Below are 9,564 nucleotides of genomic sequence, written 5' to 3' on the forward strand. Positions count from 1 at the left end.
ACGATCATCGTGGGCGGTACGTCGGCGGCCTCGAGGTACCCGCCCCACTGCGAGATCAGCTGACCGTCACCGGCGAACACGACTGCCTGGGGTGGATCCGGAGGGATGTACACCGTAACCTGCCGACCACCATCATACTCGATCGTCTCTGTGACGAGCTCTCCCGCGATCTTCATATCTCACATCTCCTGTGTTCATAATTAAACTTATCTCGTTTAGCACAACGAGGGGCTATATGTTCCTATTTCTTATAACTCAGCGTTTAAAAAAACCGCTCCAAAATGCGTTCAACTATCGTACTCCGTTAGCGTAATGCAACCCTGTTACTTAGACATTTGCACACTGGTTACATCATGAGAATCATCCAAAGACTTACTGGCAACAATCTTCCCTTCATCGTTAAGTGCCTCAACCTCATAAGGAACTTCTGCTGACGATGGTATTACGACATACCAGAACCTCTGGTCTTTCTCATATTCGATCAACTTGGCGTAGTACTTTCCAGCACCATCACCACTAATAGATACATTGACGTCTGTAATCACCGGATTGGTTATTTGTCCGAAAATGATTGGAAATGGTCCATGAATACCTTTAGACCATGGTATACTCATATAATTTAGGGCCTCGTTCGAATCTGAATTACTCGATATTCCGTATCCTCCGCCCATGACCCATTTCCAACCCAGTAACGTATTCTTTACATATTCAATTTGTAGATTTGTACTATCTTCCTTCTGCTCGTATCGCTTGAGGAAAAGTAGGACACCATCGTCGATGGATTCCCTGTGTACTACCCTCATCGTAGTATTACGGAATTTCTGAACTGCTTCTTCTGGCGTTTTCCCGATTGGAATCCTTAGAGTTCCTGACTGTCCTGTCTCACGTGAAAACTGCCAATCAGCGATCCCCCCAGGAACATAATATACGTAGTTAGAAGCAACAAATAGGACACAACATATCAGTACAGATCCAGTCCATCTGAGCCATAATCCCCGTCTTGTTCGCTTCCTTGAATGCATATCGACACCTCCCATAATAAGTTGTACGCGAGTTGGGCAAATATTGTTGCTTTAAACTCCCGTTCGTGAAAAGAGCAGCGATCATGTTGCCGGCTGCCGCGGTGTCTTTATTCACTATCGTACCCGTTAGCCATCCATGCATCTCTTAAACTGCACCACAGAGCATGAAAGTTAATCCGTTCTTTCATGGTAGCTTAATGAAGATTTAAGAACACACTTATTGAGCAAAAATACCTGCACTAATCAACAGAACAGCTCCAAAAAAAACAGATGTTGCAAATATGAGTAGGTCACATTTATCTTTGTTTATAATCGCCCGAATTGTAATTAAGAAAAACAACATAAATAAAAAAGATAATAAGGCAAAGGGAATATCCAACTTGTTCCGCTCCATTCTAATAATTTGATTCTCTGGCTATTATCGTATGGATCGGTCTGCCGACCGGGCAGCGGTCAACGGAGGTGCCATCAATGCCGCCTTCGGATGAGCAGATATCTCAGCTAATTCATAATGCTAAACCTGATATGAATCCGAAAATCATGTATAAGGAACAGCTAAATGATCATCAAATGCTCATTTTCACAACTATCGTACAGCATGCAGATCATATCATGATCTGGGAGGCAGGAATCCTACAGTGGGCTAAGGGGGACATGTCGTGGTCCGTTCAGGGTAAAGTAGAGGTACCAATTCTAACGGAGCTAGAATACGGGAACTTAACTACAGAAGGTATAAATGGAGCCTTTTACTACACATTTGTTCCCTTCGTTGAAAAAACACCCTCCTTGCTAGTATTCGGCGCTTCCATCGATCCTGATGTCGACTCCATTTGGATGACTGACCAATCCAATCAAGTACATACTGCCAAGATGATCCGGCATGCGCACGGAGCCTATACACTGTGGTTTACGCCCCTTCCGGGCCTAGACGAGTCTTCCTATAAGCTGCATGCGGTAGATGCGGAATCAGTGACCCAACCAATGAATTTTAACGATCATGAAATACCACTTAACAGAAAGCTGGATATGTCTAGGTTCACACCCGAGGAAATCCATATCCCCTTGAATTTAGCCGACAATCAAACAGAAGTTAATCCGGTAATCAAATTGCTTAATACGACGGCAACCGAAAGGTCTGAAGGTATTTCAATTAGAGCTACTTATCAGCTTCGGGACGGAAAATCTGAATTTTGGATTTCGCAATCAAGCGGAGACCAAGGAAATCCAGAACAGGTATTGGAAGATTTAAAATCCAATTTTCCAGCCGAAACGCTTACCGAAACGATTATTAACGGCCATAAAGCGCTGATCGAGCAGAATGAAATACGCGGGCAAATCTTTATCGTAACCGAGAATTACTTTTATTCGGTAGCTTCTACTTATTCCGTTGATATTGAAATTTTATTGTCTGCCGCAAAACAAATTAAGGTACATTAGCAGCGCTCGCAAGCGGGGCAGTTGCTAAGGTAATGACTCCATAGTACCCGCTCATTTGCAAATGAAGGACATCGTAAAATAAGAATTTGACTAACCCCAATAAAAAAACAGTGGCAGTCTAGGACCGCATTTCTCGTCCATGGCTGTCACTGTTTTGTTTATCGGGTCGTCCAACATTTATATCTTCCAAAGTATATGTATCAATAAAGTTCCGTCACCGCACCGAGCACAGCAGCTTTAAATTACGTAAGCGTCGAACAGCCCTCATTATGACCGCATAGGTGGGCTGTTTGACGCCTACATCTATAGAACTATTCTAATTGGTTTAGTAAAAAAGCGACTGCTCATTGTTCCGCAATCGCGCCCGATTGCAGAATAAGATTTTTTCAACATATTCTTAAGGACTTTGCTCCGGTGTAAAAAACGTTGGAGCGTAGTCTACATTTTTTAGCCATATATGTTCTTGACCATTTAAAGCATTTTTTACCCATACATCACCTTTAATTTGCTCTGCCTTTCGAAACCAAGTAAGGTAAGGTCCAACAACTTGAGGATCTTCGTCAAGTTCATTTTTCTCTGGAAATGAGATTTGTTTTTGCTCTCCTGTTCTTATGTTTATAGCGTAAAGTGATGTTAACATAGTTGGTACAGGTCCTTCTTTCCACTCCTTGTTCTCTTTTGCACGAGCCACAATTACCAAATCTTTAGAGTACCATTCCAGATCAAGGTCTACAAATCCTTTAGGTGTGTATTCTTTTTGTTGTTTAAATGTTGGTATTTCGGCAATCGTCATTTTCTTGTTTTCAACAAAAAATCTTCCTTCTCCTGAAATATAAGCCAATTGATTGGCAGAAGGAGCCCACTTAAACCATTCTTTAAACCCTAACATTTTTCCCACTGCTTTAAATTGTTTTCCATGTGATGATAAAACACTTAATGTATTACTGTCCATGGACCAAGAAACTGTAGGAACAACTAAAAAGCTAACCCACTTCCCATCAGAACTCCACTTAAAATAATCGGCATCTATCCCAAACAAGTCAGGTTCTTTAGTTTGAATCGTATAAAAAGGCTTTATTTTATCTTTAGCAAGATTTGCATCTACTGGAATTCTATAAAGTGGAATTGGACTCCATCCTGTAGGAAGTAAGTTGGATTGTGAGGAAACAATAAATTCTTTCCCATTTGGAAACCATTCAAACCCACTAACGCCTAATGAGACATTTTCAAATCCTTGCGGCCGGCCATTCTTTATTTTTGTCACGTTTAATAGACCTTGGTCAGTGTAGGCCAACTGATTTTTGTTCGGGGACCATTTAAAGTCAGATGTCACGACCCTTATGTATGGTTGGTAGCTTTCTTTTTCCTTTGTATCATAAATGAATAAATCCGATTTTTCTCCCTTTTCATCTCCATCAATAAATCCAATGAAACGACCGTCATATGACCATTTCGGAGAATACACATATCGGTCTTTTGTGAGTTGTATTTCTTGGCTATCCTTTTTGAGCCACAACTGATGATCACGGATAAATACAGCTGTTAGTGGGGCTTCTGCACTTGTTATTGACGAAAAATTAAAACAGATGAGCGTTAGTAGTAATAAAATCCGAATTCTCACGTCAATCCCTCCTATTTATAAGATTTACCAATTCATATGTTGCCCAAGTTAATAACAACTATCCTTATTCAACAATATGGTCCGATTGCTGAACAAAATAAAAAACACTCTTTAGCTACTTGTAATTTGTGTTCCAAAACTCGTCGTTTTTTAGACATAATTCAGGGAGCATAACATAACAGAACATGAACAAACCCAATACCATTTTTATGATTGGTATTGGGTTTGTTCAGGATGTCATATTTTAAGCACATTAGCATATAGTACAGTTCACCAAAGTCCGTCCTCGTAATCTGCAGATAAACGATACAAGCTATATCGGAAAAGGGTATATATTTCTTATCGTACTCTTGCTCAATAATCCCAAGCATCCACATCTATCTCAACTTCATGAGCGTTTCCGACTATATTAATTAGTTTCCTTTTACCCTCTTCTAAATCTCTTGCAAAAACCTTTAATTCTGTAGATTCGTCACCAACTAACGTGAATGTGTACAACGTCCCAAGCCAAGTCTGAAGCTCCCATTTCATCTTCACACGCGAACCTCCCTACTTAATAAGTTGCCTTATTTTAATACTCAACAAAAAACATAAAAACAATACCTATGCCTCCTGTCAATAGTTCCGTTTGAATTTATTACCCTTGGCGACAGTTACGCTGGTATTGACGACTACTATTACAAAACAGGTGGACGATCACGATGCGCAACTTCCTAATTTTTCTCAGAATGGTCGATTTGAAGCTGCAGATCTAGAGCAAGATCATTTTATATGCAACTCTTTTACTATGACAACATCAATGGTAGTCCATTTAATAATTGAGAGTCGATGCAATTGGAAGGAAACATATCCTTCTTCAATTTGTAATAATTCATTGTTGTTGCTACAGTGAAAATTATTTAAAGATACCAGTAATTCTGTTTTGCGACCATCATTATAAAGACCCTTTATAGAATAGTTCAGGTTTTTTGACTCTGTCTTTTTTACAAAAAATGTTTCTAATTTATCTTTACTCTCCTCACTTATAGGAATATTAGCATAGATATCATTAATCGATTGTTCTAAGACTTTTTTTACCGTCGATTTTGGAATATGATAAGTTGTGAAATAATAAAAACTTCCTCCAAAAGCGACTAATAAAATCAATGCTATCCAGATGATCCAATTTTTTTCATTCAGTATCGCCGTTCGTTATTGTGGCGGCGAAGACGGGCGTGCGTCCTTCTACGCGAAGCGAGAACGAGACGCTGCCCGCTTGCCCGCCGGCGTTTCGCGATACGACGATACCGGCCTCATGCGTGGCGAACGTTTCCCGCGTCACGAAGCGGCCGTGACTCTTATAACCCGCTGAGGCAATGGCGGTATCCAGGTTAAGCTCGCGAACCAGTTCCTCGCCTTGATGTTCAAAGCGCAATCGTACGTCGCATAACGACAGGCTCGTGTCGAAGTTCTGCTTCTTCGGTTCCAGCCACTCCTTCGCGAGCTTGACTTTGGGGTCAGGATGCCCCGGAATCCGCTCCGGCTTGCCCGACCAGTATGTAACCTCCGTCATGCTCCACGTCTCTTTCTCAATTCCTCCGTAAATAACAGCTCCAATTCTTCCGTTCCCGATCGGAAGCCCTTGCGTCCAGTCCGATGCGGGCTGCGTGTACCAAAGCTTCGAATTATGCAAGAAGTATCATCCCTTACCCGTAAAGTCTATAAAAGTTGAACAAATGATCCACATATGCGGTTACCGCTGCGAGAGAAAAATCATTCATGCGATTACTCTTGCAGCCAACTTATATTCTAAGCCTCGTTTACCATGCGGTTCGTCAAGCTTCCAAGCTTCTCGATCTCAATCGTTACCACGTCGCCGTGCTTCAGATATACCCGCTTCTCCTCCGGATAACCCAGCACGACGCCCTCCGGCGTTCCCGTCAGAATGATATCGCCCGGCACCAGCGTCATATGCTGCGAAATATAGCTGACAATCTCATCGCAAGCAAAAATCATATCGGACGTATTCGAATGCTGGCGGACTTCTCCGTTGACCAGGCATTTGATTTCCAAATCATTAGGATTCTCAATCTCGTCGGCCGTTACCAGATAAGGGCCAAGCGGACTGAAACCGTCGCAGCTCTTGCCGAGCAGCCACTGCGCCGTTCTCATCTGAAGATCGCGCGCGGATAAATCGTTCACGTTGCAGTATCCGAATACATGCTGCAACGCCTCTTCCTTGCTCACGTATTTCGCCGTCTTCCCGATGACGATGGCCAGCTCCGCCTCGTAATCCACCTGAGAGGTCACCCGCTCGGGCAGCGCGACGTCCTTGCCGTGTCCCGTCAGCGTATTGTTGAATTTATTGAATAGAATCGGATACTGCGGAATCGGCGCGTTCGTCTCGACCGCGTGCTTCCTGTAGTTGAGGCCTACGCAAATGATTTTGTTCGGTCTCGTCACGCAGGGACCGAAGCGGATGTCCTCCTCGCGGAGAAATAAAGCATCCGTATACGCGCCGGACTGCAGCAATCGCTCCGCATAGCCGCTAATCGCAGCGAGCGCCTTCTCTCCTCCGGCGATGACGTCCATCACGTCCGCCGGTACCTCCTCATCCGGCAACCGGTTCAGCGCGGAGCCGATATCAATAATTTTGCCGTCCAGCTTTACGCCGAGTCTCTGTGGTCCGTTGTCCTCAATCGTTACTAGCTTCATAATGGCATTCACCCTTTCAATTCTTATGTATGCATCCTTGCCGAACACAACGCCGCCGTCGACATAGAGAGGAGCCCCTCACGAAGGATGATTCATCCGACGCGGGGAACATCACCACTTTCGCGACATCCTCCGGCCTTCCCAGACCGCCGACTAGCTCCCTCGTCTTGATCGCCGCGATCGCCGCTTCCGGATCATCGTAACTATTTTGCAAATATTGCTCTACGAACGGCGTCATAATGGTGCCCGGCAGCACTGCGTTCACTCTAATTGTATACTTCGCGCAGTCGACCTGCATCGACTTTGTCAGCGCCAGCACGGCTCCCTAATGAATAGCTGCGGGTCGGCAGCGTATACGCCTTTCATCTTTTCACCGACGGGCCGGGAGAAATGGAGATAGACGGCAGGCGGTTTCCGATCGAGAACCGGACGATTATTTTTCTGCGGCCGGGCGAGCCGCATGCTTATCCATATCGGCCGAGCGCCCGCTCTCATCCTATAATCTCTATTGCGATCTCTGGGGTATTAATACGATCATGACATTGCTCCCGTTCGCTGAATATGCTACACTGTACCTAATTTCAGGAACGGAGGGTTCGTTGTGATAGATTTTATCCGAGTTCGTACTTTGCGCGGCTAACTAACAAGCGTATAAGCGAAAGCTCTGCCTGTGTGCAGAGGACTCAGGATAGGTCTGTCCATTTATGGAGAACCCATTTGAATTCATAAGTTTGTTGAAATATAACCATTCATAAGCTTTGCGCTTATAAATTAGTTTATATTTCACTGTGAAACGTGCTGTGCCGCCGAGAGACGGCATGGAACCGAGCTGACAGACATCAGCTAACGGTTCATGCGTAGCACAGAACCGGGCTGTTATACGTGCAGCTAACGGTTCGTGCGTAGCGTTAAGCCGTTTACACTTGCCTTATGGATTTGTTCTGATATCCTCTCACCATCACTGTGAACACAGGCGGATTCTGCCTGTGTTTTTATTTTTTTCATTGGAGGATGATCCCGTATGACAGAACAAACTCAGCAGCAAAAAGCAATCATCGTCGGCGTCCAGCTGCAAACGCAAACCGACTTTGCTTATTCCATGGAGGAGCTGCGCAATCTGGCGGCTGCCTGCTATATCGACGTGGCCGGAGAGCTTAGCCAGAAGGCGGCGCGCGTCAACCCTTCCCACTACATCGGGACCGGCAAAATTCAGGAGCTGCTCGCTCTCGCCGAGGCGCATGACGCCCAGGTCGTTATTTTCAACGACGAGCTGTCTCCATCCCAAATCCGCAATCTGGAGTCTTCCCTGGAGCGGACGGTCATCGACCGGACGATTCTGATCCTCGATATCTTCGCGGAACGCGCCAAAACAAGAGAAGCCCAGCTTCAAGTCGAGGTCGCGCGGCTCCAGTACATGCTGCCCCGCCTTGTCGGGCTTCGCGAGTCGCTTGGACGGCAGGGCGGAGGAGCCGGCCTCAAGAACAGAGGCGCAGGCGAAACGAAGCTGGAGCTGGACCGCAGACGGATCGAGGAGCGGATTACGGCGCTGCAGGCCGAGCTGGAGAAGCTTGTCGCCAGACGCCAAATCCAGCGCAAGCAGCGGCAGAAGAACGAGGTGCCCGTCGTCTGTCTCGTCGGCTATACGAACACGGGCAAATCGAGTTTGATGAATGCGTTGATGGAGTATTATAATCCGCTGACGACCAAGCAGGTTTTTGCGCAGGATATGCTGTTCGCCACGCTCGAGACATCGGTGCGCAGCATCGACCTGCCTGACAACAAAACCTTCCTGCTTACGGATACGGTCGGATTTGTCAGCCAGCTTCCTCACCATCTGGTGAAGGCGTTCCGCTCTACGCTGGAGGAAGTGGCCGAGGCCGATCTGCTCGTTCACGTCGTCGATTACGCCCATGCCGATTACGAGCAGTTGATCGCCGTCACGAACGCGACGCTGAAGGAGCTTGGCGCAGATCATATCCCGACGATTTACGCTTACAACAAATGCGATCTGACCGAGCATCCGTACCCGCGGATCGAAGAGAACAACGTATATCTCTCCGCGAAGGAGAAGAGCGGCCTGCTTGAGCTGACCGAGCTTATCCGCGGGCAAATCTTTGATGATTTTGTCGCATGCGAAATCCTTATTCCGTTCAGCGAGGGCAGGCTGGTCTCTTACTTCAACGAGCATGGCCATGTGCTGGAGACGAGTTACGAGCCCGAGGGCACACGGCTGAAGCTGGAATGCAAAGCGGCCGATTACGATCGGTACCGCAACGACTTCGTCGTGCTCCAAGCAGAAACGCCGGTTGACGTCCTTGTCAGAGGACGCCAACCGTTCCGCGAAGAATTCTAAGCGCATATCAGTATAAAACGTATACATTCTTAGAATTTAAGCAGAAACGCTTGTTCGGCGTCATCAAATTCAACCTAAAAAACGGCAGTATAGAACCATTTGGGGTCTGAACTGTAACCCCGTTTGTGGACACTTAATAAAAAGTGCTAAGCTGAAAGTAGATGGCTCCTGTATTCGTCAGGAGTCATCTTTTTTAATCCCCATTGATAGCGAGATGTGTTGTACATTAGGATGTATTCGTTAACTCTTTGACGAAGCTCTTCTATGGTTTGGCAGTCCTCATAATCTAACTCATCTTTCATATGACCAAAGAAGGACTCCATGGGTGCGTTATCCCAGCAGTTACCCTTGCGAGACATGGATTGTGTGAACCCCGCATTCTTTACTTTCTGTTGAAACACAGGATGGGTGTAGTGCACCCCTTGGTCCGAGTGAAG

General features: G+C 45.7%; 10 protein-coding genes and 1 pseudogene. 3 read left to right on the top strand and 8 right to left on the bottom strand.

Annotation, left to right across the window (positions count from 1 at the left end; genetic code table 11):
• Nucleotides 1–323 precede the first annotated feature (323 nt).
• Nucleotides 324–1,022: a hypothetical protein gene (locus tag H581_RS33600; protein WP_051250633.1), complete on the bottom strand. Its 699-nt coding sequence runs from the start codon at nt 1,020–1,022 to the stop codon at nt 324–326.
• A 471-nt stretch (nt 1,023–1,493) separates the two neighbouring features.
• Here H581_RS33600 and H581_RS0110025 point away from each other — a divergent pair, with 471 nt between their 5' ends.
• Nucleotides 1,494–2,459 carry a hypothetical protein gene (locus tag H581_RS0110025; protein ID WP_028609873.1) on the top strand — a complete coding sequence of 322 codons (966 nt, stop codon included), beginning with the start codon at nt 1,494–1,496 and terminating at the stop codon, nt 2,457–2,459.
• A gap of 397 nt (nt 2,460–2,856) precedes the next feature.
• On the opposite strand, the gene H581_RS0110030 is transcribed toward H581_RS0110025, so the two are convergent.
• The 6 genes and pseudogenes from H581_RS0110030 to H581_RS0110055 all read right to left on the bottom strand — a co-directional run.
• The gene (locus H581_RS0110030; protein WP_028609874.1) at nt 2,857–4,080 is read right to left on the bottom strand and encodes a TolB family protein; all 1,224 of its coding nucleotides are present in this window, start codon (nt 4,078–4,080) and stop codon (nt 2,857–2,859) included.
• A 354-nt stretch (nt 4,081–4,434) separates the two neighbouring features.
• The gene (locus H581_RS0110040; RefSeq protein WP_028609876.1) at nt 4,435–4,617 is read right to left on the bottom strand and encodes a hypothetical protein; all 183 of its coding nucleotides are present in this window, start codon (nt 4,615–4,617) and stop codon (nt 4,435–4,437) included.
• Nucleotides 4,618–4,842: 225 nt separating this feature from the next.
• Nucleotides 4,843–5,226, bottom strand: coding sequence for a hypothetical protein (locus tag H581_RS37825; protein ID WP_156889551.1), 384 nt, complete (start codon nt 5,224–5,226; stop codon nt 4,843–4,845).
• A 25-nt stretch (nt 5,227–5,251) separates the two neighbouring features.
• The gene (locus H581_RS0110045) at nt 5,252–5,752 is read right to left on the bottom strand and encodes a glycoside hydrolase N-terminal domain-containing protein (protein ID WP_028609877.1); all 501 of its coding nucleotides are present in this window, start codon (nt 5,750–5,752) and stop codon (nt 5,252–5,254) included.
• Nucleotides 5,753–5,868: 116 nt separating this feature from the next.
• The gene (locus H581_RS0110050) at nt 5,869–6,774 is read right to left on the bottom strand and encodes a fumarylacetoacetate hydrolase family protein (protein ID WP_028609878.1); all 906 of its coding nucleotides are present in this window, start codon (nt 6,772–6,774) and stop codon (nt 5,869–5,871) included.
• A gap of 30 nt (nt 6,775–6,804) precedes the next feature.
• Nucleotides 6,805–7,099: pseudogene (locus H581_RS0110055) on the bottom strand (SDR family NAD(P)-dependent oxidoreductase); the annotation flags it as partial.
• A gap of 65 nt (nt 7,100–7,164) precedes the next feature.
• Here H581_RS0110055 and H581_RS37070 point away from each other — a divergent pair.
• Both H581_RS37070 and hflX read left to right on the top strand, forming a co-directional pair.
• On the top strand, nt 7,165–7,314 hold the full coding sequence (locus H581_RS37070) for a hypothetical protein (RefSeq protein WP_245600007.1): 150 nt from the start codon (nt 7,165–7,167) through the stop codon (nt 7,312–7,314).
• A 481-nt stretch (nt 7,315–7,795) separates the two neighbouring features.
• The gene (gene hflX / locus H581_RS33605) at nt 7,796–9,127 is read left to right on the top strand and encodes a GTPase HflX (RefSeq protein ID WP_051250635.1); all 1,332 of its coding nucleotides are present in this window, start codon (nt 7,796–7,798) and stop codon (nt 9,125–9,127) included.
• Nucleotides 9,128–9,273: 146 nt separating this feature from the next.
• Here hflX and H581_RS0110070 read toward each other — a convergent pair.
• The coding region (locus H581_RS0110070; protein ID WP_028609866.1) for an IS3 family transposase at nt 9,274–9,564 on the bottom strand (291 nt) is incomplete at its 5' end.

The organism is Paenibacillus harenae DSM 16969, from assembly GCF_000422465.1.
Taxonomy (GTDB): Bacteria; Bacillota; Bacilli; order Paenibacillales; family Paenibacillaceae; genus Pristimantibacillus; species Pristimantibacillus harenae.

What these genes read in the sequence shown, in the direction of transcription:
- hflX (WP_051250635.1), top strand. Translation starts at nt 7,796, where the DNA reads ATGACAGAACAAACTCAGCAGCAAAAAGCAATCATCGTCGGCGTCCAG.
- H581_RS33600 (WP_051250633.1), bottom strand. Translation starts at nt 1,022, where the DNA reads ATGCATTCAAGGAAGCGAACAAGACGGGGATTATGGCTCAGATGGACT.
- H581_RS0110025 (WP_028609873.1), top strand. Translation starts at nt 1,494, where the DNA reads ATGCCGCCTTCGGATGAGCAGATATCTCAGCTAATTCATAATGCTAAA.
- H581_RS37070 (WP_245600007.1), top strand. Translation starts at nt 7,165, where the DNA reads ATGGAGATAGACGGCAGGCGGTTTCCGATCGAGAACCGGACGATTATT.
- H581_RS0110050 (WP_028609878.1), bottom strand. Translation starts at nt 6,774, where the DNA reads ATGAAGCTAGTAACGATTGAGGACAACGGACCACAGAGACTCGGCGTA.